Genomic DNA, 23,428 nt, shown 5'->3' on the forward strand with positions numbered 1-23,428 from the left:
CCATCCCCGCCATCGCCGCTCTGGCAGCCATCGCAGCCCATCGAGGCGATTCCAGTCATTCGAGAACCGAACACCACGCCATGTCCATCATCGATCAAAACACCACCTTCTGGGGCTACCGCCGCGACAACGGCCGGGTCGGCGTCCGCAACCACGTCATCATCCTGCCGCTGGACGACCTGTCCAACGCCGCCGCCGAGGCGGTCGCGCATGCGATCAAGGGCACGATGGCGATTCCCCATCCCTATGGCCGCCTGCAGTTCGGTCCGGACCTGGATCTGCATTTCCGCACGCTGATCGGCGCGGGCAGCAATCCGAACGTCGCCGCCGTGGTGGTGATCGGCATCGAGGACGGCTGGACCAAGCGCGTGGTCGACGGCATCGCGAAGACCGGCAAGCCGGTGGTCGGCTTCGGCATCGAGGGCCACGGCGACCACGAGACCATCAAGCGCGCATCGAAGGCCGCCAAGGAATTCGTGCAGTACGCCACCGCGCTGCATCGCGTCGAATGCCCGATCGCCGACCTGTGGGTGTCGACCAAGTGCGGCGAGTCGGATACGACGTCGGGCTGCGGCGCCAATCCGACCGTCGGCAATGCCTTCGACAAGCTGCATCCGCTCGGCACCACGCTGGTGTTTGGCGAAACCTCGGAGCTGACCGGCGGCGAGCATATCGTCGCCGCACGCTGCGCCAACGACGAGGTGCGCCACCAGTTCATGGCGATGTTCGAGCGCTATCAGGCCATGATCGACCGCTGGAAGACCACCGATCTGTCGGAATCGCAGCCGACCAAGGGCAATATCGCGGGCGGCCTGACCACCATCGAGGAGAAGGCGCTCGGCAACATCCAGAAGATCGGCAAGAAATGCACGGTCGACGGCGTGCTCGACAAGGCCGAGGAGCCGACCCATCCCGGCCTGTGGTTCATGGACTCGTCGTCGGCCGCGGCCGAGATGGTGACGCTGTGCGCGGCATCCGGCTTCGTCGTGCATTTCTTCCCGACCGGGCAGGGCAACGTGATCGGCAACCCGATCGTGCCGGTGATCAAGCTGTGCGCGAACCCGCGCACCGTGCGCCTGATGAGCGAGCACATGGACGTCGATTGCTCCGGCCTGCTGCAGCGCGAGCTGAACCTGGACCAGACCGGCGACAAGCTGCTCGAGTGCATGCTGGCGACCGCCAACGGCCGCTGGACCGCGGCCGAGGCGCTGGGCCACCGCGAGTTCGTGCTGACCCGCATCCACGAGTCGGCCTGATGAAGCGGATCTGCATCAGCGAGTTCATGGACCCGGACGCGGTGGCCGCGCTGACGCCCGGGTTCGAACTGCGCTACGAGCCCGACTGGGTCGATCGGCGCGCCGAGCTGCTGGCGGCGCTGCCTTCGGCGGACGCGCTGATCGTGCGCAACCGTACGCAGGTCGATGTGGCGCTGCTCGACAGCGCGCCGCGCCTGCGCGTGGTGGGGCGGCTCGGCGTCGGCCTGGACAACATCGATGTCGAATCGTGCAAGGCGCGCGGCATCCGCGTGATCCCGGCCACCGGCGCCAATGCGCGTTCGGTCGCCGAGTACGTGGTCACCACGGTGGCGATGCTGCTGCGCGGCGCCTATCAGGGCAGCGGCGAGGTGATGCAGGGCAAATGGCCGCGCGCGCGTCTTTCGGAGGGGCGCGAGGCGCTGGGCAAGACGCTGGGCCTGATCGGCTTCGGCGATATCGGCCGGCAGACCGCGGCGCTCGCCCAGGCCTTCGGCATGCGCGTGGTTGCGCACGATCCGATGCTGCGCGATGACGATCCCGTCTGGCAACGCAGCGGCGTCGCGCCGCGCGGCCTCGATGCGCTGCTCGCGGAAGCCGATGCGGTCAGCCTGCACGTGCCGCTGGTGCCGGCGACCCGGCATCTGCTCGACGCGCGGCGGCTCGCCGCGATGCGGCCGGGCGCGGTGCTGGTCAACACCGCGCGCGGCGGCGTGGTCGACGAGGGCGCGTTGGCTGCGGCGCTGCGCGAGGGCCATCTGGCCGGCGCCGCGCTCGACGTGTTCGAGCGCGAGCCGCTGCCGGCCGGCTCGCCGCTGGAGGGCGTGCCCAATCTGGTGTTGACGCCGCATATCGGCGGAGTCACGCGCGAAGCCAATGCGCGCGTGTCGATGCTGATCGCGCAGCAGGTGCGGCAGGCGCTGGAGGAGGGAACTGCATGAGCGCTGCCAATACGAGCGCCAACGCAAGCGGCAACGCACGCGTCAACCCGGGCGCCGATGCCGGCGCCAATTCCGGGGCCACCGCAAACGCCAACGCAAGCGCCACCGCAAACGCCAACGCAAGCGGCAACGCCAACGCAAGCGCCAACGCAAGCGCCAACGCCAGCACGGTCGATGCCGCACGCCTGACGCGTTTGGCCGAAGCCGCGCTGCGCCGCGCCGGCGCGAGCGCGCTGCAGGCCGAAGCCACTGCCGCCGCGCTGGTGCGCGCCGATGCCGTCGGCCTCGCCTCGCACGGCGTGTCCCGGGTGCCGATGTATGTCGCGCATCTGCGGCGCGATCGCGTCGATGGCGCGGCGGTGCCGGTACTGCGCACGCCCGGCGAGCCGGAGAGACAGAGCGGTCAGAGCGGTCAGGGCGGACAGGGCGGACAGGGCGGACAGAGCGGACAGGGCCGGCACGGCCGACAACAGCGTGCCGCGCTGCTGGTCGACGCCCAATGCGGCTTCGCCTTCCCGGCCTGTGCGATGGCGATCGAGCACGCGATCGCCCGCGCGCGCGAGCTCGGCGTCTGCGTGGCCGCGGTCACCAACAGCCATCACTTCGGCGCCGCGGCCTCCCATCTGGAGCCCGTCGCCGCCGCCGGCATGATCGGCATCGCGCTGGGCAACTCGCCGGCCGCGATGCCGGCGTGGGGCGGGCGCAAGCCGCTGTTCGGCACCAATCCGATCGCCGCGGTGTTTCCGCGCCGCGGCGCCGCGCCGGTGGTGATCGACCTGTCGCTGTCCGAGGTCGCGCGCGGCAAGATCATGGTCGCCGCCAAGGCCGGCCAGCCGATTCCGCTGGGCTGGGCGCTCGACGAGGCCGGGGAGCCGACCACCGACGCGAAGGCCGCGCTGCGCGGCTCGATGCTGCCCGCGGGCGGCGTCAAGGGCGCGATGCTGGCGCTGCTGGTCGAGCTGCTGGTGGTGTCGCTGGCCGGGGCGCAGTTCGGCGCCGAGGCCGATTCCTTCTTCGAGGATGCCGGCGGCCGGCCGCGCATCGGCCAGGTCTTCCTGGTGCTGGACCCCGCCGCGTTCAGCGGCGAGCAGGTCTATCACGATCGCGTCGAGGCGCTGCTGGCGGCGATGTTGGCCGACCCGGGCACGCGCCTGCCGGGCGCGCGCCGCCAGGCATCGCAACGACGCGCCAGCAGCGAGGGCATCGCCGTGCCCGCCGCGCTGCTGGCCGAACTGGAGGCGCTGGCCGGGGAGGGTAGTCCGGCCTAGCAAGCGTCAGCTCATGCCGGCCCCGGGGCAGCGTCGTCCAGGCGATGCCCCCAGGGGCCGCCCCACAAGCCGAGGTCCGCAAAGTACGGATGGCGGCAAACAAAGGAGACAAACCATGCATCGCCTGTTGATTCGCTCCATGCTGCGGCATGTGGCCGCGTTGTCCGTTGCATTGTCCGCCGTCGTTGCTGTCACCGCGCCCGCGGCGGCCCAGGGTCCCGCCGACTATCCGAGCAAGCCGATCCGCTATGTGGTGCCGTTCGCGCCCGGCGGCCTGACCGACATCATGGCGCGCATGGTCGGCCATCAGCTGTCGGAGGAGTGGGGCAAGCCGATCGTCATCGACAACAAGCCGGGCGGCAATGCCAATATCGGCGCCGACCAGGTGGCCAAGGCCCCGGCGGACGGCTATACCTGGCTGGCCGTCACGCTGACGCACGCGTCCAACGTCACGCTGTTTCCGAAGCTGCCGTTCAACATGCAGAAGGACCTGGTGCCGGTGGCGCGCATCGCCTCGTCGCCGATGACCGTGGTGGTGCCGGCCAATTCGCCGATCCATTCGATGAAGGACCTGGTCGAGGCCGCGCGCAAGGGCAAGCTCAATGCGGGCTCGAGCGGCAACGGCACGCCGCCGCACCTGACGCTTGCACTGTTCGAGAGCCTGACCGGCACCAAATTGACGCACGTGCCGTACAAGGGTGGTGCACCGTCGATGACCGACCTGATCGGCGGGCAGATCGACGTGGTGTTCTCCAACTTCCCCGAGTCGCTGGCCTACGTCAAGGGCGGCAAGCTGCGCGCGCTGGCGGTGACCACGCGCGAGCGCCATCCGCTGCTGCCGGATGTGCCCACGGTCGGCGAGGTCGGCTTTCCCGACCTGCTGGTCGAGAACTGGACCGGCCTGATGATGCCGGCCGGCACGCCCAAGCCGGTGATCGACAAGGTCGGCACGGCGGTGGCGAAGATGGTCGAGATCAAGTCGGTGCGCGACCGTATCGTGGCCGCCGGTTTCTCGCCCGCGCCGCAGGCGAGCGCGCCCTTTACCGACTACTTCCAGGGCGAGGTCGCGCGCTGGGCCAAGCTGATCGACCAGAAGGGCATCCGGGCCGAGTAGGTCGATTCGAGCGTCGATCGCCTGCGCCGGCCGTATGCGCCGACCGCAGGCGTTGATCGCAGGGGGCGACGCGCGGGGGTGCGAGCGCGGGCACCGAACCGAAGGGCCCGGCCCAGGCGTTCGAAACGATTTTCAACACGGCGGAGGGCGGGTGACGGCAGTCATCCATGTTATATAGACGTTCCGTTCCAGCGCCGCCGGGCCGGCGGCGCTGCGGAACCGGCATCGTGCCAATCCATCCGTCCAGGGAGATCGTTGAAGGTGGGCGCAGAATTCGAAGCAGGCGCGGCAATCGGCGGCGTGCTGTACAAGGACGTCAAGCGGGCCATCCTGGCCGCGCTCGCCGCGGGCGAGTGGAAGCCGGGCGAGGCGATTCCGGCCGAACGCCGGCTGGTGGAGCGCTTCGGCGTGTCGATCGGCACGCTGCGCAAGGCGATCGACGAACTGGTGGCGGAGAACATCATGATCCGCCATCAGGGACGCGGCACCTTCGTCGCGACCCACCGCCAGGAGGACCATTTCTTCCGCTTCTTCCGCGTGGTGCGCGAGGACGGGCATCGCGCCTTTCCCAGCGTGCGGCTGGCCAAATTCCGGCGCGGCAAGGCCAGCAAGGAGGAGGCACTGGCGCTGGGCATCGCGCCGGGCGAGCGGGTCTTCCATTTCACCAACGTGCTGTCGCTGGACGGCAGGCCGGTGATGACCGATGCGATCACGGTGCCCGAGGCGCTGTTCGAAGGGCTGACCGAGACCATGCTGCGCGAGCGGCCCAACACGCTGTACAACTTCTATCAGGACGCCTTCGGCATCAACGTGATCCGCACCGAGGAGCGCCTGCGCGCAGTGCTGGCCGACGAGGACGACCATCGGCTGCTGGAGGTGCCGGTGGGCGGCCCGCTGCTGCAGATCACGCGGATCGCCTCGTCCTATCACGACCGGCGCGTCGAGCGTCGCGTCTCGCGGCTCGACACCACCGCGCACGAGTTCGCGATCTCGCAGCCGTAGCAGGCGCGGCGGCCGCAGCAGCCGCAGCAGGCGTCAACACACCACCACGTCGTTCCCGCGCCCGCGGGCATTCAGCGACTCCGACCCTGCAAGCCGCCGGGTCCCCGCCTTCACGGGGACAACGCCTTTTCCTGCCGCTCAGTTCGTCCGGCGCTTGCCCGTCTTCTTCGTCGCGCATTCGATGCAGCGGCCGCGCAGCGTCAGCTCGTGCTGCTCGACCACGAAGCCGGGCGGCGTGATCTCTTCCAGGTGCCCGGGGCACCCTTCCAGCGGAAACACGCGGTCGCAGGTCAGGCACTGGAAGTAGTGCTTGTGCACGACCGCGTCGGGCGCGGCCGCGACCTCGTAGCGGTCGGCCTGGCCCGGCAGCGGCACCGCCACCAGGCCGCCTTCCTGCAGCATGGCGCGGATATTGCGGTAGACCGTCGCGAGTCCGAGCGTCGGCACCGTGCGCTGCGCGGCGGCCAGGATCTCGGCAGGGCTTAGCGGCCGGGCGGCCTCGCGCAGCGCGCCCAGCACGGCCTCGCGTTGACGGGTCATGCGTTCCATAGCTAGAATGATAATGAAAATTCGTTCTCAATAAGGCGCGCCGTCGCTCGGCAGCGTCACCGCAGACCGTATTGTCGCCGCTTCTTGTCTTGCTTGCGGCTTCCCTTGCCGGCCGCGCACGTAGCGGGGCATGGCGGTCGTGGTGGTCGCGCGTCGTTGTTCACCCTTCGTCCAATCATGTCCACGCCGACTTCATCGCCCGCGCGGCTGCCCGTGCGTTTGCCTGCGCGTTTGCCCGCGAACCTGCCTGCGCGCCTGTCCATGCGGCCATTGCGCGGGGTCCATCCCCTGCCGCCGCTCGCCGCCGCCCTGTTCGCCGTGGCGGCGCTCGCAGACGCTGCAGAGGCCGCCGAGCGCGAGGAAGCCATGCTGCCCGAGGTCGCGGTGGTCACCTCCGGCGCCGCATCGTACAACCCCGACGAGGCCAGCGGCGCGACCCGCACCGACACGCCGCTGCGCGAGGTGCCGCAGGCGGTGCGCGTGGTGCCGCGCGCGATGATCGACGATATCGGCGCGACGCGGCTGGAACAGACCTTTGACTACGTCAGCGGCATCGCGCGCCAGGACAGCTTCGGCGGACTGTGGGACAACTTCGCGGTGCGGGGCTTTGCCGGCAACGAGAACACCGGCACTGGCTATCTGGTCAACGGCTTCGTCGCCAATCGCGGCTTCACCGCGCCGCGCGACGTCGCCACCATCGAGCGCGTCGAAGTGCTGAAGGGTCCGACCTCGTCGCTGTATGGCAGCGGCGAGCCAGGCGGCACGCTGAACCTGGTCACCAAGCAGCCGCAGTTCAAGCCGGCGCAGAACTACGAGCTGGAGGTCGGCAACCGCGACCGCTACCGTGCCGCGGCCGATATCACCGGACCGCTGGGCGAAAACGTCGCCGGCCGGCTGATTGTGGTGGGCGACCATCAGGGCAGCCAGCGCGCCTTCGTCGACAGCCAGCGCGATCTGCTGGCGCCCTCGCTGACGTGGACGCTGGGCGCCGATACAGTTATCCAGTACGCCGGCGAATGGCAGCGCTTCTCGACGCCGCTGGACCGCGGCATCGTCGCGGTCGACGGCCGGCTCGATGCGGTGGGTCGCAAGACCTTCCTCGGCGAACCGAGCGATGGCGACATTCGCCTGGACAGCCAGTCGCATCAGCTCGGCATCGAGCACCAGTTCTCGCCGGGCTGGAAGGGCCGGCTGTCGCTGGCCTATCGCGGCGGTTCGCTTGAAGGGTATTCGACCGAGCCGTTCGCGCTGGCCGCCGACGATCGCACGCTGCGGCGCCAGCGCCGATACCGCGACTACCAGTCCGACGACACCGCGCTGCAGGCCGACCTGACCGGCCGCATCGACACCGGGCCGCTGTCGCACACGCTGCTGGTGGGCTTCGACGCCTATCGCTTCAGCAGCAGCCAGGTGCAGTTGCGCGGCAACCCGACCGCCGCGACGCCGTACCCGATCGACATCTACGAGCCGGTCTACGGGTCGGCGCCGCCGCCGCTGCTGCCGAACACCGATGCCCACGAGCGGCAGACCAATATCGGCCTGTACGCGCAGGACCAGATCGCCATCGGCGAGCGCTGGCGCGTGCTTGGCGGGCTGCGGGTCGACTCGTATCGCCAGACGCTGGACAACCGCCTGCGCGGCACCCGCGTCGAGCAGGACCAGACCGCGGTGTCGCCGCGCCTTGGCCTGGCCTACCTGGCCAGCAACAACGTGACGCTGTTCGCCAATGCCAGCCGCTCGTTCCGTCCCAATCCCGGCAGCAGCGCCGCCGGCGAGCCCTTTACGCCCGAGCGCGGCCGCGCCGTCGAGGCCGGCCTGAAGTTCGAGACCGACGATCGCCGCCTCGGCGCGACGCTGAGTGCGTTCTCGATCCACAAGCGCAATGTGCTGACCGCCGATCCGGCCGATCCCTCGTTCTCGACCACCGCCGGCGAAGCGCGCAGCCGCGGCCTCGAACTCGATGTGGCCGGCCGCGTCGGCCAGCATTGGCGCGTGTCGGGCAGCGTGGCGCTGACCGATGCCGAGATCACCGCCGATACCCGGCTGCCGGCCGGCACGCCGCTGCGCAATATCCCGCGCACCAGCGCCAGCGCGCTCGCGGTCTACGAGGATGCGGCGCCGTGGGGCCAACGCTATGGTGTCGGCGCCGGCGTGCGCTACATCGGCAAACGCTCGGGCGATGCCGCCGACAGCTTCACGCTGCCGTCGTACACGCTGGTCGATCTGCTCGCCTACTGGCAGCTCAGCAAGCAGGCCCGGCTGACGCTGAACGTGCACAACCTGTTCGACCGCGACTACTACGCCAGCTCCTACAGCGCGCTGTGGATCGCGCCCGGGGCAGGGCGCACGGTGCGGCTCGGGCTGCGGCTGAGCTATTGACGCGATGCGACGGCCTGCTGCGATGCTCCCGATCGAATCGACGCCACCCGGTTCACCGCGTTCGCCACGCCGCCGCCGGCTGCTGGGCGCCGGCGCGGCCGCGCTGCTGTCGCCAGCGCTGGCGCAAGGCGCCGGCACGGGCTCTGGCTCTGGCTCGCGCTCAGGCTCAGGCTCAGGCTCAGGCTCAGGCTCTGGCTCGGCCACGAAGACCGCAGCCGACCGCACCGTGCGCGTGATCGGCCCGTGGGAGCTGTCGAGCCTGGACCCGCTGCGCGGCGGCTATCTGTTCGCCCGCATGCAGGTCGCCGAGACGCTGGTCGACTATGACGCGCAGGCGCGGCCCATTGCCGGGCTGGCATCGCGCTGGCAGGTGTCCGGCGACGGGCTCGCATGGCGCTTTGCACTGCGCGAGGGCGCGCTTTTTCATGACGGCTCGCCGGTGCGCGCCACGGACGTCGTGAACGCGCTGCGACGCGCCCTGCATCCGGCCGGCGTACTGGGCCAGGCGCCGATCGCCGCGATCGATGCAGTGTCCGATGCCGCGACCAATGCCGCGATCGATGCCCAGTCCGGCGCGGTGGTGCGGATCCGCCTGCGCCGGCCGTTTCCGGCCCTGCCGGCCCTGCTGTCGCACAGCAGCACGCAGATCCTCGCGCCCGCGTCCTTTGGCGCCGATGGCGCGGTGCGCGCGATCGTCGGCTCGGGGCCGTACCGCATCGTCACGCTGGAGCCGCCGCAGCGCTTCTCGGTGGCGGCCTTCGATGGCTGGCAGGGGCCGGCCCCGGCGGTGCGCCGCGCCAGCTATCTGGCGGTCGGCCGCGCGGAGATGCGGGCCCTGATGGCCGAGGCCGGCCAGGCCGAACTGGCCTACGGCCTCGACCCGGGCAGCGTGGCGCGGCTGCGGCGCGGCGACGCGGTGCGCGTGCACCAGCAGCCGATTCCGCGCACCACCGCCCTGAAGCTCAACGCCAGCCATCCGCTGCTCGCCGACCCGCGCGCGCGGCAGGCGCTGTCGCTGGCGCTGGATCGGCGCGGCATCGCGCAGGCGGTGCTGCGCGAGCCGTCGCTCGCCGCCACGCAACTGTTTCCGCCGGCGCTGGCCGGCTGGCATCGCGCCGATCTGCCCGCGCTCGCGCACGATCCCGTACGCGCCCGTGCGCTGCTCGCCGAACTCGGCTGGCGGCGCGGCACCGACGGCGTGCTCGCGCGCGACGGCAAGCGTTTCGCGCTGACGCTGCAGACCTTCCCCGATCGTCCCGAACTGCCGGTGATCGCCGCCGCGATCCAGGAGCAGCTGCGCCTGGTCGGCGTGCAGATCCGCGTAGCGGTGGGCAACTCCAGCGAGATTCCGCTTGGCCATCGCGACGGCTCGCTGGAGATGGGCCTGATCGCGCGCAACTATGGCGCGGTGCCCGACGCGTTCGGCGCGATCGCGCAGGACTTCGGCGCGGCGGAGGGGAAGGCCGGCGAGGAAGGCGATAAGGGCGGCGATAAGGGCGGCGGCAAGAGCGGCGGCGAGGGCGGTGACAAGCGCGGCGGCGATTGGGGCGCGATGGGCTGGTCGTCGCCGACGCTGACGCGAGCCCTGGCCGCGATGTCGTCGACCGCCGACGCCGCGCGTGCGCAGGCGCTGCGCGAGCAGATCGCCGGCGCGCTGCATGACGGCCTGCCGCTGGTGCCGGTGCTCTGGTACCAGCAGACGCTGGCTGCCAGCCCGCAGCTGGCCGGCGTGTCGATCGACCCCTTCGAACGCAGCTACCGGCTCACCGACTTGCAATGGACCCGATGACGCCACCGAACCCCCAGGCCACCCGACTCGCCGCGGCAAGCGTCGGCGAATCCGTATCGGCATCGCGCGATGCGCAGCGCCCACCGCGGGCCAACCCCGCCGCACGGCTGATCGCCCGCGTGCTGCTGCAACGCGGCCTGCAGGCCGCGGTCGTCGCCGCGCTGGTCGGCAGCCTCAGCTTCCTGATGATGCGGCTGCTGCCGGGCGACATGGCCTTCCGCATCGCCGCCGGCCGCTATGGCTACGACATGGTGACCGCACAGGCCGCCGATGCGGTGCGCGCGGAACTGGCGCTCGACGGCCCCTGGCTCGACGGCCTGCTGGCGTGGTGGTCGCGGCTGCTGCATCTGGACCTGGGCACCTCGACCGTGACCGGCGCGCCGGTCGCCGCCGAGATCGCGCATCAGCTCGGCCACACGCTGTGGCTGGCGCTCGCCGCGCTGGCCGTGTCGACGCTGATCGCGCTGCCGCTGGGCTTTGCCGCCGGCAGGCACGCCGGCGGCCACACCGATCGCGCCACGCTGGCGCTGTCGGTGCTGCTGCGCGCGCTGCCGCCGTTCGTGCTGGGCATCCTGTTGGTGCTGGCCTTCGCGGTCGAACTCGACTGGCTGCCCGCCGGTGGCCACGGCGAACACGGCAGCTGGGTCGCGCCGGCGCTGACGCTGGGACTGGGCCTGGCCGCCACCGCGATGCGCGTCGCGCGCGATGCGATGGCCGGCGTGGTGGCCGCGCCGTACTGGTTGTTCGCCCGCACCAAGGGCCTGTCGGACCGCGTCGCGATGGCGCGGCACGGGGTGCGCAATGCCGCGGTGCCGGTGGTCGCCTATCTGGGCGTGCAGCTGGTCTATCTGCTCGAGGGCGTGGTGGTGGTCGAGACGCTGTTCGCCTGGCCCGGCATCGGCCATGCGCTGGTGCACGCGATCTTCGGCCGCGATGTGCCGATGATCCAGGGCACCGCGCTGACGATGGGCCTGCTGTTCGTCGCCTTGAACGCCGCGGTCGACCTGGCCTGCATGGCGATCGATCCGCGCCTGCGCGCGAGGGTCGGGCGATGAGCGAGATGGCAAGCCCGACCTGGAAGGGCGCATTGACGGTCGCCACGCCGCGCCGGCGCATCGCCTTGCTGCTGATCGTGCTGCTGGCCCTGTTCGCCATCGCCGGCCCGTTGGCCGCGCCGCGCCAGCCCTTCGAGCAGGACCTGTACGCCGTGCTGCAGGCGCCGACGATGGCCGAGCCGCTGGGCACCGACCATCTGGGCCGCAGCGTGCTGGCCCGCACCGCGCATGCCACGCGGCTGTCGCTTGGCCTCGCGCTGCTGTGCGTGCTGTCGGCCGCGCTGCCCGGCACGCTGCTGGGCCTGTTTGCCGCGTGGCGCGGCGGCTGGGCCGATCGCGTGGCCGGTGCACTGGCCGACGCGGTGCTGGCGCTGCCGGGTTTGCTGCTGGTGCTGCTGCTGGCGGCGCTGGCGCCGGGCGCGATGTGGCCGCTGTATCTGGGGCTGTCGCTGGTGCTGTGGGTCGAGTATTTCCGCGTCGCGCGGGCGAGCGCGCAGATCGTGCTGCAGAGCCACCATGTCGAGGCCGCGCGCCTGCTCGGCTTCGGTCCGCTCCATATCGCGCGCCGGCACCTGCTGCCGGAGCTGGCGCCGGTGCTCGGCACGCTGAGCAGCTTCGGCCTCGGCGCGGCGGTGCTGGCGCTGGCCGCGATGGGTTTCGTCGGCATGGGCGTGCAGCCGCCGATGGCCGAGCTCGGCCTGATGATGACCGAGCTGCTGCCGTATGCGGCGGAGGCGCCGTGGGCGATCGCCAGCCCGATCGCGGTGCTGGCGATCGCCATCCTCGCGCTGGCGCTGCTGAACGAACGCCCGCGTGCGGGGGTGTCGCCATGAACGCGCGCAACGACCTCGTCATCGAGGACCTGCATGGCGAGCGCGTCGGCCGCCTGCTCGGCGTGCGGGACCTGTCGGTCGCCAGCGCCGACGGCGTGCTGCTGCAGCCGGTGTCGTTCGAGCTGCAGGCCGGCCGCGCGCTGACGCTGCTGGGCGAGACCGGTTCGGGCAAGAGCCTGCTGGCCCATGCGGTGATGGGTTCGCTGCCGCCGGGCCTGCGCGCGAGCGGCCGCCTTGCCGGGCACGGCTGGGATTGCGAGGCCAACGACATGCGCGCGCGCCGGCCGCTATGGGGCCGCGAGCTGGCGCTGCTGCCGCAGGAGCCGTGGTTCGCGCTGGACCCGCTGATGCGCGTCGATGCGCAATTGGCGGAGACCTATCGCTGGGTCGCCGGCGAATCGCGGCAGCGCGCCGCGCACCACGCCGCGCAGGCGCTGCGTGCGGTCGGGCTGGGGCACGCCGCGCGTGCCTGGCCGACCGCCTTGTCCGGCGGCATGGCGCAGCGCGCGGCGTTCGCGATCACCCGGGCCGGCGATGCGCCGATCCTGATCGTCGACGAACCGACCAAGGGCCTGGACCGGATCTGGCGCGACGACCTGGTGGCGCGCCTGCGCGCGGCGCTGGAGCAGGGCTGCGCGGTGCTGACCATCACGCACGATATCGGCGTGGCGCGGGCGCTGGGCGGCGACACGATGGTGATGCTCGATGGCCGCGTGGTCGAGCGCGGCCAGACCCACGCGGTGCTGGGCGCGCCGTCGCACGACTACACGCGCGCGCTGATCGCCGCCGAGCCCGCGGCATGGCCGCGCCGGGCGATGCCTGCCACGGGTGGTGAAGTGCTGCGCGCCAGCGGCCTGAGCAAGCGTTTCGGCGACCATCTGCTGTTCGACGGACTCGACTTGACGCTGCACGCCAGCGAACGCGTGGCGGTCACCGGACCGAGCGGCAGCGGCAAATCGACGCTGGGCAATGTGCTGCTCGGCCTTGCGCGGCCGGATCGCGGCAGCGTGCGCCGGGCCGACGGCATCGCGCGGGTTCGCTACCAGAAGCTCTACCAGGACCCGGCCGGCGCGTTCGCGCCGCACGTACCGCTGGGCCGCGCGCTGCACGATCTGATCGCGCTGCACCGGCTCGAACGCGCGCCGCTGCGGCCCTGGATGGAGCGGCTCGGACTTTCCCCCGATCTGCTGGAACGGTTGCCGGGCGCGGTGTCCGGCGGCGAACTGCAGCGCTTCGCCTTGCTGCGCGCGCTGCTGCTGCGGCCCGCCTTCCTGTTCGCCGACGAGCCGACCTCGCGGCTCGATCCGGTCACGCAGCGCAATACCATCGACCTGATCGTCGAGGCGGCGCAGGAGTCGGACTGCGCGCTGATGCTGGTCACGCACGATCCCGATCTCGCCGCCAACGTGGCGGCGCGCACGCTGGCGTTCTGACGGGCATTCCGACGCGCGTCTTGACGAATACGGCGCCCCGAGGGGCGCCGTGCGGTCACATCTGCGTCGAGGATCGTCTATCGAAGCGGTCGATCGAAGCGGGTCGATCTACGCGGTCATTCGAAGCGGGCGATCGAAGCCGGTTACTCGAAGCCGGTCACTCGAAGCCGGTCACTCGAAGCCGGTCAATCGAAGCCGGTCAATCGAAGATCTCGTGCCAGATGCTCTTCTTGCGATAGTGCTTCTGCTCGCGGTAGCGGTCGTCGGCGCGGTAGCCGCGCTGGTCATAACCGCGGTCGTAGCCGCGCGGATCGACCGGCCGTTGCGGCGCGGCGGCCTGGGGCGCCTGCGCGACCGGCGCCTGTTCGGCCGCGGCACGCTCCAGGATCTTGTCGAGCTCGCCGCGATCGAGCCACACGCCGCGGCATTTCGGGCAGTAGTCGATCTCGACGCCCTGGCGTTCGGCCATCACCAGCGTGGTCTCGGTACAGACGGGACATTGCATCGCAGCTCTCCTTGATTGCGTGTTCAACGGCTAACGGCTGTCAGACCGTCGCCCGGCGGCTTGGTTCGGCAGCACGGATTCCCGCTGCCCGCTTGACGGGCAGTATCGGGCTCATCTGAATCTTCAAGATAGGCTTGATGATTCGTACAGAACTTTTCGTTTCCGGAAGGCCCGGCCGCTGGGCGATAGTTTGCGCTGCTTGACGATCACATACAGGAGCGCGGCATGTCAGCCGAATCGAAGTCACACATTGCCCACCTCGACGGCCGGCCCGCCTCGGCGGCGGACTTGGCGCCGCTTGCCTTCGCCGGTTATGCCCACTTCACCGCCATGCAGGTGCGAAGCGGCCGGATTCGCGGCCTGGACCTGCATCTGTCCCGCCTGCGAGCGGCATCGATGGCGCTGTTCGGCACGGCGCTGTCCGACGAAGCGGTGCGTGACCGCTTGCGGGCGGCGCTGCAGGCGAGCCCCGCCGATCTGTCGTTGACCGCGACGGTGTATTCGCCGGAAGGGGAATTCACGGCGCGCGGCATCGGCGCGCCCCGATTGCTGATCCGGACCGGTCCGCCTTCGTCGGGACCGACAGGGCCGCTCGCGCTGGATACGGTCGAGCATGAGCGGGTTCTTGCCGGCATCAAGCACGTCGGCGAAATCGCCAAGACGTACTACCTGCGGCAGGCCGTCGAACAGGGCTTCGACGATGCGGCCTTCGTCGACCGCAAAGGGCGGCTCAGCGAGGGCACCATCTGGAACCTCGCGTTCTGGGATGGCGAGGCGGTGGTGTGGCCGGAAGCGCAGATGCTGACCGGCACCACCATGGGCATTCTTCGGCGTCAGCTGGACCGCCTCGGCATCGCGCAGCGCACGCGCGAGGTCAGGCTCGCCGACCTGCCTTCGCTCGGCGGCGCGGTCGTGATGAACTCATGGACGCCCGGCGTGCCGGTACGGCGCATCGGCGAGGTGCCGCTCGCCGCTGCGCCGGAATTCGTCGCGCTGCTGCATCGGGCCTACGAGATGGAGCACGCGGTGGCGCCGTGAGGCGTCTCACCGCTTCGGCCTGTGCCTCGGGCCGTTGCAGCAGCCACACTGCTCCGGCTCACCGCTCCGCCGACGCCCTTGTTCAATGCGCCGGTCCAATGCACCGGCTCAATGCCTCAGCTCAATGCATCGGCTCACTGCTTCGGAATCCCCGCCAGCGTGGCGGCCGCCGACCAGCGCTTGATCTCGTCGAGCTGGAACTTGCGCAACACGTCGGCGCCGCCGGCGAAGATCTGGCCGTTGGTGCGGCCGATGAACTCCGCGGCCTCCTTGCTGTTGAAGATCTCGACCGCGGCGCGGCTGAGCTTGTCGACGATCGGCTTGGGCGTATGGGCCGGCGCGAACAGCGAGACCCAGTTGATCATGTAGTAGTCCTTGAAGCCCAGTTCCTGCAGCGTCGGCACATTGGGCTGCACGTCCAGCCGCTTGTCGCCGGTGACCGCCAGGATGCGCGTCTTGCCGGTCTGCGCCAGCGCCGCCGCGGCGGTGTAGTCCGACAGCGCGAAGTCGACCTGGCCGCCGGCGAGGTCCGCCACCGCCGGTGCCGCGCCCTTGTACGGAATCGCCACCGCCTTGACGCCGGCCTGCTTCAGGAACAGCTCGGTGGCGATCTGGTACGAGGCCGAGCCCGAGCCGTAGCTCAGCTTCCCCGGCCGCGCCTTGCCGTCGCGGATCAGGTCCTGCACCGTGCGGTACGGCGAACTGGCCGGCACCGACAGCACCATCGCGCCGTAATAGAGCCGCGCCACCGGCGCGAAGTCCTTGACCGGATCGTAGGGCAGCGATTTGAACTGCACCGCGTTGGTCGCCATCGGCGAGTTGCTGGCGACGAACAGCGTGTAACCGTCCGGGTCCGCGCGCGCCACCGCCTGCGCCGCGATGAAGCTGTTGGCGCCCGGCCGGTTCTCGACCACGAAGGGCTGGCCGAAGCGCGCCTCGAGCTTCTGCGCGAGGAAGCGCGCGGTGCTGTCCGAACCGGTGCCCGGCGGGAAGGACACCACGATCTTGACCGGCTTGGCGGGATAGCCGGCGGCATCGGTCGCCGCATCGGCGGCCCGCGCCGGCGAGGGCAACAGCATCGCCAGCACGGCCATCGAGCCCGTGGCCAGCGACACCAGCCGCGCAACGGTCCATTTGTTCATCGAATCATCACGCATCGCTCTGTCTCCTTGCGGACGGTGTGACCCCGCCCTGTCCAACCAGGCCACAGCCTAAGCGCCGAGCGGCAGCGAGGGCAACTGTCCCGCGGACATATCGCTTATGCGCGGGACGTATGGAACGCTTCTCCGCTTGCGAACGCGCGGGCGTGCACAAGGGCCCACCGGATTTTTGTTATGCCGCCGCCGCGATGGGCGGCCCGTGTCCGCGTCGCTAAGCTGCCTCCCATCGCTGCATCGACGAACGCAGCACACCAATCGACAGGAGGGGAAATGGACACGGCCAGCCAGATCGTGATTCGACCGGCGCAGCCCGATGGGGACCTGGCGCCATTGCGGGCGCAGGTGCGCGCCTTTCTCGCCGAGACCGTCGGCGACCGGCCGCCGCAGAAGCGCGCGCAGAGCTGGTCCGGCTATGACCCCGCGTTCAGCCTCGCGCTGGGCGCCAAGGGGTGGATCGGCATGACGTGGCCGAAGGCCTTCGGCGGTCAGGAGCGCTCGATGCTGGAGCGCTATGTCGTGCTGGAGGAACTGCTGGCGGCGGGCGCGCCGGTGGGCGGCCACTGGGTCGCCGAGCGGCAGAGCGGTCCGCTGCTGATGCGCTACGCGGACCCGGAAGTGGCGCACGAGATCGTGCCCCGCATCACGCGCGGCGAGGTGCGCTTCTGCATCGGCATGAGCGAACCCGATTCGGGCTCGGACCTGGCATCGATCCGCACGCGCGGCGATCGCGTCGACGGCGGCTGGGTCGTCAACGGCACCAAGCTGTGGACCTCTAACGCGCATCGCTCGCACTACATGATCGCGCTGGTGCGCACCGACCGCAGCGCCGACGACAAGCACAAGGGCCTGTCGCAGCTGCTGATCGACATGCGCTCCGAAGGGCTGCAGGTGCGGCCGATCCGCAATCTGGCCGGCGAGGAGCATTTCAACGAAGTGGTGTTCGACAACGTCTTCGTGCCCGACCGCATGGTGATCGGCGAGCCGGGGCAGGGCTGGGCGCAGGTCACCGCCGAGCTGACCTTCGAGCGCAGCGGCCCGGAGCGCTATCTGAGCAGCTATGCGCTGCTGGCCGAGATGGTGGATCACGCCGATGCCGACGACGCGCGGCACGCGGTCGAGCTCGGCTACCTGGTGGCCGAGCTGAGCAATCTGCGGCAGATGTCGCGCGGCATCGCGGCGATGCTTCATCGCGGCGAGAACCCGCAGCTGGCGGCGGCCAACGTCAAGGATCTCGGCGCGCTGTTCGAGCAGCGCATTCCCGAGGTCGCGCACCAGCTGTTCGGCCACGAGCTGCGGCCGGACGGCTCGCCCTTCGTCGCGACCCATTGCCATCTGACCCAGACCGTGCCCTCGTTCTCCCTGCGGGGCGGCACGCGCGAAATCCTGCGGGGAATCATTGCGAGAGGCCTGGGGGTCCGATGAACGAACGCGAACTGGAGCTCGAACTCGAGCAGATGCTGGCCGACAGCGCACAACGGCTGTTCGGCAACGAAGTGACCACCGCGCAGCTGGAAGCGGCCGAGCGCGGCGAATGGCAGGCAGACCTGTGGCGCACCGTCGAGGACAGCGGCCTGACGCGGCTGTTCGCCGGCGAGGACGACGGCGGCGCCGCGGCCGACTGGCAGCAGGGCCTGCCGGCGCTGCTGGCGGCCAGCCGCACGCTGGCGCCGATTCCCTTCGTCGATACCGCCGCGTGCGGATGGGTGCTGGCGCGCCTGGGCATCGCGATGCCGGACGGACCGATGGCACTGGCCGCGCACGCCGGCACCGAGTCGGAGCGGGCGGTGGCGCGCTCGAGCGCCGAAGGCTGGCGTCTCGATGGCACGGTGGACGTGCCCTGGGGCCGGCACGTGCGCCATGTGGTGGTGCGTGCGGTGGACCGGCAGCCGTTCGGACGTGCGGTATGGCTGCTGGTGCCGACCGCCGGCTGCCGCATCGAGACCGGCGCCAATCTGGCCGGCGAACCGCGCGACCGGCTGCGCTTCGACGACGCGCCGGCCGCCGCCGCGGTGGTGGTCGAGAGCCCGGCCGACGAGGCGATGCTTGGCGCCGGCGCGGCAACGTCGCAGCCCTCGTCACCTTCCCCGCTCGGCGCGCTGATGCGTTCGATCCAGATCGCCGGCGTGCTCGAGCGCGTGCTGAACCAGACCGTGCAATACGCCACCGAGCGCATCCAGTTCGGCCGCCCGATTGCCAAGTTCCAGGCGATCCAGCAGCAACTGGCGATGCTGGCCAACGAGGTGGTGGCGGCGCGCATGGCGGTGGCCAGCGCCTGCGCGGCGATGCGCGCGCCCGGCTGGGACAGCCAGGCGATGGTGGCGAAGGTGATCTGCGGCAATGCCGCCGGCCGCGCCGCCGCGATCGCGCACCAGGTCCATGGCGCGATCGGTTTCACGCACGAGCACTCGCTGCACTGGTCCACCCGTCGGCTATGGAGCTGGCGCGCCGAGTACGGCAGCGAGGCGCACTGGGCGCGCGAGATCGGCACGCGCGCGATCCGCGAGGGCGGCGCCGCGCTTTGGCCGCGGGTCACCGCGCCGCAGGCCGCCTGAGGCGCGTGGCGAGCACGCACGCGGCCACCGTGCACGTGACCACCGCGCGCGCGACCACCACGTGCGCGACCACCACGTGCGCGACCACCACGTGACCACCACGTGCGCGGCGTATCGCGCAGGAACACAGGGATAACAAGGGCAAACGAGCCCTCCCACGACAGGAGACATCGATGCGAGTACCGGGTTTGTTTCGGGCGCTGCTGCTGGCCAGCGCCGCCTTCACCAGCGCCGTCGCGAGCGGCATTGCCGCCGCCGAATCGGCCAGCGAGTTTCCTTCGCGGCCGCTGCGGATCATCGTGCCGTTCACCGCGGGCAGCGGCTCCGATTCGTCGGCCCGCTACTACGGCGAAGCGCTCGGCCGCGCGCTGGGCCAGCCGGTGGTGGTCGAGAACCGCCCCGGCGCCAACGGCGTGATCGGCATCCAGGCGTTGAAGAACGCGCCGGCCGACGGCTACACGATCCTGCTGGCGAGCAATTCGCCGCTGTCGGTCAATCCGATCGTGCTGAAGAACCTGCCCTACGATCCGCTGGCCGATCTGCGTCCGATCGCGGGCCTGAGCCGGAACATGAATGTCTTCCTCGTGCCGATCGATTCGCCCTGGAAGACGCTGGCCGATGTGGTCGCCGCGGGCAAGGCCAAGCCGCTCAGCGTGGGCACCTATTCGGCGGGCTACCGGCTCGCGGCCGCCTGGTTCGGCAATCTGGCCGGCATCAAGGTGGTCAATATTCCCTACAAGGGCCAGGCGCAGATCATGACCGACATCATCGGCAGGCAGCTCGATCTGGCGGTGGTCGACACCAGCGGCGCGCTGACGCTGATCCGGCAGGGCAAGGTGCGCGCGCTGGCGGTGTCCGGCGAGAAGCGCCATCACGAACTGCCCGAGGTGCCGTCCGTGCGCGAGCTCGGCTATCCCGATTACGTGCAGTACAGCTGGGTGTCGTTCTACGTGCGGGCGCAGACGCCGGACGACATCGCCGGCAAGCTCGCGACCGCGATGCAGTCGATCCTGAAGACGCCCGAGTCGACCGCCTTCCTGGCGACCAAGGGCAGCGACCCGATGCCCTATCCCCCGCAGACCATGCGCTCCTTCCACCAGGCCGAAATCGCGCGCTTCCGGCGCGTGGCGCAGGCGGCCGGCATCCAGCCGGAATGATGGCGTGAAGCTACACCGGCAGGCCGCGCGCGACCTCGGTCAGCAGCGCGCGCAGCAGGGAGACGAAGGGATGGGTATGGACATTGTTGTGCCAGCACAGATGGACCGGAATGGCCAGCGCCGGGTCGTCGATCGGAATGAAGCGCACGCCCGGATGCCGGCACAGTACCGGCGCCAGATAGCGCGGCACCATCGCATACATGTCGGTACCGGTGATCGCGTCGGCGACGGCCAGATAGCTGGTCATCGTGCAGGCGACATGGCGCTGCTCGCCGTGCTTGGCGAAGTAGCGGTCGACCATGCGCGTGACCACGCCGAACTGCGAGATGTCCAGGCAGGGCAGCGGCGCCAGTTCGGCCGCGCCCGGCGTGTTGCCGAGATGGGCATTGCCGGCATCGCACAGGCAGCCGAACGGCGCCGAGAACAGCAGTTCGGAACGCAGCGCCTCGGATTCGACCGGATAGAAGGCCACCATCACGTCGATCGCGCCGCTGGTCATCGCGCTCAGTCCGCTGGGCATCGGCACCGGATGCATGCGCACCCGCGCGCGCGGCGCGACCTCGCGCAGCCGGGCCAGGAAGGCCGGGGCGATCAGCGCCTGCAGCGAGTCGTTGATGCCGATCGCGTAGGAGCCGGTCTCCTGCGCGGGATCGTAGCGCTCGCTCTGCGTGTAGATGCTCTCGATGGTGCGCAGCGCGGCGTCGAGCGCCTGCTGCAATTCCTGCGCGCGGCGCGTCGGCAGCATCCTGGCCGCGCTCTTGATCAGCAGCGGATCGCCGAACTCCTCGCGCAGCCGCTCCAGCATGCGGCTGGTCGACGGCTGGCTGCTGTCGAGCCGCCGCGCCGCCTCGCTGACGCTGCGGCTCTCCAGCAGCGCGGCCAGCACGACCAGCAGGTTCAGGTCCTTGTGCCGCAGTTCGGCCAGCGGCAGCCGCCGCCGGTCGTTGGCGGGCGTCGGCTCGCCCTCTCGATGGTCTCCGCTATGCATCGTCGATTCGCGTTGCGCTCCTGGTGAGCGGGTATTGCCGGCCAGATGCCGGCGCCCGCTTTCGATTGGCCGATGAATCCGTCCGGCGAGGTGCCGGACACACGGGCTCCATTATCCGGGCGCGGCTCCCGGCGATCCATCGGCAATTTCCCACGCCGCCCATTTACGCCGCTTGTTCGCGCCGCTGCTTCTGTCACCGCTACCACCACCGACCTTCTACCGCCATGGATACTTCATCCCCTGTCTCGCTGCGCCGGATGCCGCAGGACCACGTCGCGCACGTGGTGCTGCAGCGCCCGCCCCATAATCATGTCGACGCCGATTGCATGGCGGCGCTCGCCGATGCCCTCGAACAGCTCGATCGCGACGACGAATGCCGCGCCATCGTGCTCGCGGCCGACGGCAAGTCGTTCTGCGCCGGCGCCGACTTCGGCGCCAGCGATCCGTCGATCCGGCGCGATCCCAGCCCCTTCTACCGGCAGGCGATGCGGCTGTTCCGCACGCGCAAGCCGATCGTGGCGGCGGTGCATGGCGCGGCGATCGGTGCCGGCGTGGGGCTGGCCCTGGTCGCGGACTTTCGCGTGACCTGCCGCGAGGCGCGCTTCAGCGTCAATTTCAACCGGCTGGGCTTCCATCCGGGCTTCGGCCTGAGCCTGACGTTGCCGCGGCTGATCGGCGAGCAGCGTGCGGCGCTGCTGTTCTACACCGGCCGCCGCATCGACGGCGCGACCGCGGTCGAGATGGGGCTGGCCGACGAGCTGGTCGAACAGGCCGACGTGCGGGCTCGCGCCCACGCGCTCGCCTGCGAAATCGCGCTGTCCGCGCCGCTGGCCGTCGAAAGCACGCGCGCCACGCTGCGCGCCGGACTTGCCGACCGCGTCGCCGAGATCAACCGGCACGAGCTGCAGGTCCAGCTGACGCAGTTCCCGACCGAGGATTTCCGCGAAGGCGTGGCCGCGATGGCCGAGCGCCGCCTACCCAATTTCCAGCGCCGCTGATGCGGCATCACAGGAGTGCGTCAGTGAACGAACACAAGCAGAGCGGCGGCAGGACCGCCGTGGCGGGGCCGCTGGACGGCGTGCGGGTACTGGACCTGTCGTCGGTGGTGCTTGGGCCGATGGGCACGCAGGTGCTGGCCGACATGGGCGCCGACGTGATCAAGATCGAGGCGCCAGAGGGCGACCTGATGCGCGCCAATGGCGTGGTCCAGCACGCGGGCATGAGCTCGATCTTCCTCGCGCTGAACCGCAACAAGCGCTCGGTGGTGCTGGACCTGAAGGACGAGCAGGGCGCGGCCGCGCTGCGCGCGCTGATCCCGACCTGCGACGTGCTGGTCCACAACATGCGGATCGGCGCGATCGAACGGCTGGGCTTCGGCTACGACGCGGTCGCGCGCCTGCGGCCCGATATCGTCTATTGCGCCGCGCCCGGTTTCGGCCAGGACGGTCCGGACCGCGACAAGCCCGCGTTCGACGACATCATCCAGGCGGCCTGCGGCTTCGTCGGCGCGGCGAGCGCGGCCGGTGCCGAGCCCGACTACCTGCCCAGCCTGATCGCCGACAAGACCACCGGGCTCGCGGTGGCCAACGCGGTGCTGGCCGCGCTGTTCCGGCGCGAGCGGCACGGCGAGGGCCAGTACGTCGAGGTGCCGATGCTGGAGACGATGGCGGCCTTCGTGCTGACCGAGCACATGGGCGGCATGATGTTCCCGTCTTCTACCGCCAAGGCAGGCTATGCGCGCCTGCTCGAAGGCGGCCGCAAGCCGGTGCGCACCGCCGATGGCTGGATCAGCATGCTGCCCTATACCGAACGGCACTGGAAGGCGTTCTTCCACGACCTCGGACGCGACGACCTGGGCGAGCGCTATCAGATCGCCAGCCGGCGCGAGCGCAACGCGAACATCAAGGCGCTGTACGGCCATCTGGCCGAGCTGGCGCCGCTGCGGACCACCGCGCAATGGATGGCGCTGTGCGAGCGGCTCGATATTCCCGCCACGCCGATCTACCGGCTCGAGGACCTGCCGGGCCATCCGCATCTGTCGGCGGTGGGACTGTTCGAGGAATCGGTGCATCCGGCGGTCGGGCCGATCCGCCAGGTCCGCCCGACCACGCGCTTTGCCCGCACGCCGACCGCGATCCGCCGGCCCGCGCCATCGCTGGGCGAGCATACCGAGGAGGTGTTGCGCGAGGCCGGCGTCGCGCCGGAGCGGATCGCCGCGCTGCTGGAGCCCATTAAGCCAAAACCCCGCTGAATCCATCGAGATTATCCATTTCTCCTGAATCAATTCGCTTCCTAGACTTGGCGCCAACGCTCCGTCAGTGGGCGTGAAGACAAGCGACCCGAAGAAGAACCACCAGGGCAGGAGAAGACATGGAGATCAGGCACGCTCGCCGCGTCGGCACGGCGCGGGCG

The 23,428-nt window shown here is 70.4% G+C and carries 20 protein-coding genes; 16 read left to right on the forward strand and 4 right to left on the reverse strand.

Annotation, left to right across the window (positions count from 1 at the left end; all coding sequences use genetic code 11):
• The first annotated feature begins 80 nt into the window (after positions 1–80).
• The 5 genes from KZ686_RS04915 (at position 81) to KZ686_RS04935 (ending at position 5,578) form a co-directional block, all read left to right on the forward strand.
• A complete protein-coding gene (locus KZ686_RS04915) occupies positions 81–1,256 on the forward strand; it encodes a UxaA family hydrolase (RefSeq protein ID WP_149317205.1) in 1,176 nt (391 codons plus the stop codon).
• A complete protein-coding gene (locus tag KZ686_RS04920; protein WP_150082780.1) occupies positions 1,256–2,194 on the forward strand; it encodes a hydroxyacid dehydrogenase in 939 nt (312 codons plus the stop codon). Before KZ686_RS04915 ends, KZ686_RS04920 begins: the two co-directional genes overlap by 1 nt.
• The gene (locus KZ686_RS04925; RefSeq protein WP_265633136.1) at positions 2,191–3,462 is read left to right on the forward strand and encodes an Ldh family oxidoreductase; all 1,272 of its coding nucleotides are present in this window, start codon (positions 2,191–2,193) and stop codon (positions 3,460–3,462) included. Before KZ686_RS04920 ends, KZ686_RS04925 begins: the two co-directional genes overlap by 4 nt.
• 115 nt (positions 3,463–3,577) lie before the next feature.
• Positions 3,578–4,576 (forward strand): Bug family tripartite tricarboxylate transporter substrate binding protein, encoded by a 999-nt coding sequence (locus tag KZ686_RS04930; protein WP_149317202.1) that lies wholly within the window; start codon positions 3,578–3,580, stop codon positions 4,574–4,576.
• 261 nt (positions 4,577–4,837) lie between these two features.
• Positions 4,838–5,578: a GntR family transcriptional regulator gene (locus KZ686_RS04935; RefSeq protein ID WP_149317201.1), complete on the forward strand. Its 741-nt coding sequence runs from the start codon at positions 4,838–4,840 to the stop codon at positions 5,576–5,578.
• 138 nt (positions 5,579–5,716) lie between these two features.
• Here the strand turns inward: KZ686_RS04935 and KZ686_RS04940 are convergent, their stop codons facing one another.
• Positions 5,717–6,127 (reverse strand): Fur family transcriptional regulator, encoded by a 411-nt coding sequence (locus KZ686_RS04940; RefSeq protein WP_149317200.1) that lies wholly within the window; start codon positions 6,125–6,127, stop codon positions 5,717–5,719.
• A 261-nt stretch (positions 6,128–6,388) separates the two neighbouring features.
• On the opposite strand from KZ686_RS04940, the gene KZ686_RS04945 reads away from it, so the two are divergent.
• The 5 genes from KZ686_RS04945 to KZ686_RS04965 all read left to right on the forward strand — a co-directional run bounded on the left by KZ686_RS04945 (position 6,389) and on the right by KZ686_RS04965 (position 13,616).
• Positions 6,389–8,506, forward strand: coding sequence for a TonB-dependent siderophore receptor (locus tag KZ686_RS04945; protein ID WP_265633137.1), 2,118 nt, complete (start codon positions 6,389–6,391; stop codon positions 8,504–8,506).
• 226 nt (positions 8,507–8,732) lie between these two features.
• Positions 8,733–10,295, forward strand: a complete 1,563-nt coding sequence (locus tag KZ686_RS04950; protein ID WP_265633138.1) for an ABC transporter substrate-binding protein — start codon at positions 8,733–8,735, stop codon at positions 10,293–10,295.
• Positions 10,296–10,480: 185 nt separating this feature from the next.
• Positions 10,481–11,350 (forward strand): ABC transporter permease, encoded by an 870-nt coding sequence (locus tag KZ686_RS04955; protein ID WP_226108181.1) that lies wholly within the window; start codon positions 10,481–10,483, stop codon positions 11,348–11,350.
• Positions 11,347–12,183, forward strand: coding sequence for an ABC transporter permease (locus KZ686_RS04960; protein WP_407648510.1), 837 nt, complete (start codon positions 11,347–11,349; stop codon positions 12,181–12,183). The genes KZ686_RS04955 and KZ686_RS04960 overlap by 4 nt, the downstream gene beginning before the upstream one ends.
• Positions 12,180–13,616: an ABC transporter ATP-binding protein gene (locus KZ686_RS04965; protein WP_265633139.1), complete on the forward strand. Its 1,437-nt coding sequence runs from the start codon at positions 12,180–12,182 to the stop codon at positions 13,614–13,616. The genes KZ686_RS04960 and KZ686_RS04965 overlap by 4 nt, the downstream gene beginning before the upstream one ends.
• Positions 13,617–13,815: 199 nt before the next feature.
• On the opposite strand, the gene KZ686_RS04970 is transcribed toward KZ686_RS04965, so the two are convergent.
• Positions 13,816–14,121 (reverse strand): TFIIB-type zinc ribbon-containing protein, encoded by a 306-nt coding sequence (locus KZ686_RS04970; RefSeq protein WP_265633140.1) that lies wholly within the window; start codon positions 14,119–14,121, stop codon positions 13,816–13,818.
• A 225-nt stretch (positions 14,122–14,346) separates the two neighbouring features.
• Here KZ686_RS04970 and KZ686_RS04975 point away from each other — a divergent pair, with 225 nt between their 5' ends.
• The gene (locus KZ686_RS04975) at positions 14,347–15,159 is read left to right on the forward strand and encodes an aminotransferase class IV family protein (RefSeq protein ID WP_265633141.1); all 813 of its coding nucleotides are present in this window, start codon (positions 14,347–14,349) and stop codon (positions 15,157–15,159) included.
• A gap of 134 nt (positions 15,160–15,293) precedes the next feature.
• On the opposite strand, the gene KZ686_RS04980 is transcribed toward KZ686_RS04975, so the two are convergent.
• Positions 15,294–16,253: a Bug family tripartite tricarboxylate transporter substrate binding protein gene (locus KZ686_RS04980; RefSeq protein WP_407648534.1), complete on the reverse strand. Its 960-nt coding sequence runs from the start codon at positions 16,251–16,253 to the stop codon at positions 15,294–15,296.
• Positions 16,254–16,589: 336 nt separating this feature from the next.
• Here KZ686_RS04980 and KZ686_RS04985 point away from each other — a divergent pair, with 336 nt between their 5' ends.
• The 3 genes from KZ686_RS04985 to KZ686_RS04995 all read left to right on the forward strand — a co-directional run bounded on the left by KZ686_RS04985 (position 16,590) and on the right by KZ686_RS04995 (position 20,028).
• Complete coding sequence (locus tag KZ686_RS04985; protein WP_149317194.1) at positions 16,590–17,741, forward strand: acyl-CoA dehydrogenase family protein; 1,152 nt, start codon at positions 16,590–16,592, stop codon at positions 17,739–17,741.
• Positions 17,738–18,871 (forward strand): acyl-CoA dehydrogenase family protein, encoded by a 1,134-nt coding sequence (locus KZ686_RS04990; RefSeq protein WP_265633143.1) that lies wholly within the window; start codon positions 17,738–17,740, stop codon positions 18,869–18,871. Before KZ686_RS04985 ends, KZ686_RS04990 begins: the two co-directional genes overlap by 4 nt.
• 173 nt (positions 18,872–19,044) lie before the next feature.
• Positions 19,045–20,028 carry a Bug family tripartite tricarboxylate transporter substrate binding protein gene (locus KZ686_RS04995; RefSeq protein WP_265633145.1) on the forward strand — a complete coding sequence of 328 codons (984 nt, stop codon included), beginning with the start codon at positions 19,045–19,047 and terminating at the stop codon, positions 20,026–20,028.
• 10 nt (positions 20,029–20,038) lie between these two features.
• Here KZ686_RS04995 and KZ686_RS05000 read toward each other — a convergent pair whose 3' ends face one another.
• The gene (locus KZ686_RS05000; protein WP_265633146.1) at positions 20,039–21,016 is read right to left on the reverse strand and encodes a LysR family transcriptional regulator; all 978 of its coding nucleotides are present in this window, start codon (positions 21,014–21,016) and stop codon (positions 20,039–20,041) included.
• 224 nt (positions 21,017–21,240) lie between these two features.
• Here KZ686_RS05000 and KZ686_RS05005 point away from each other — a divergent pair, with 224 nt between their 5' ends.
• Together KZ686_RS05005 and KZ686_RS05010 are read left to right on the forward strand one after the other, a co-directional pair.
• Positions 21,241–22,014, forward strand: coding sequence for an enoyl-CoA hydratase/isomerase family protein (locus KZ686_RS05005; RefSeq protein ID WP_265633147.1), 774 nt, complete (start codon positions 21,241–21,243; stop codon positions 22,012–22,014).
• A gap of 23 nt (positions 22,015–22,037) precedes the next feature.
• Positions 22,038–23,267, forward strand: a complete 1,230-nt coding sequence (locus KZ686_RS05010) for a CaiB/BaiF CoA transferase family protein (RefSeq protein WP_265633148.1) — start codon at positions 22,038–22,040, stop codon at positions 23,265–23,267.
• Positions 23,268–23,428: the final 161 nt, after the last annotated feature.

This window comes from Cupriavidus cauae, from assembly GCF_026210475.1.
GTDB lineage: Bacteria > Pseudomonadota > Gammaproteobacteria > Burkholderiales > Burkholderiaceae > Cupriavidus > Cupriavidus cauae.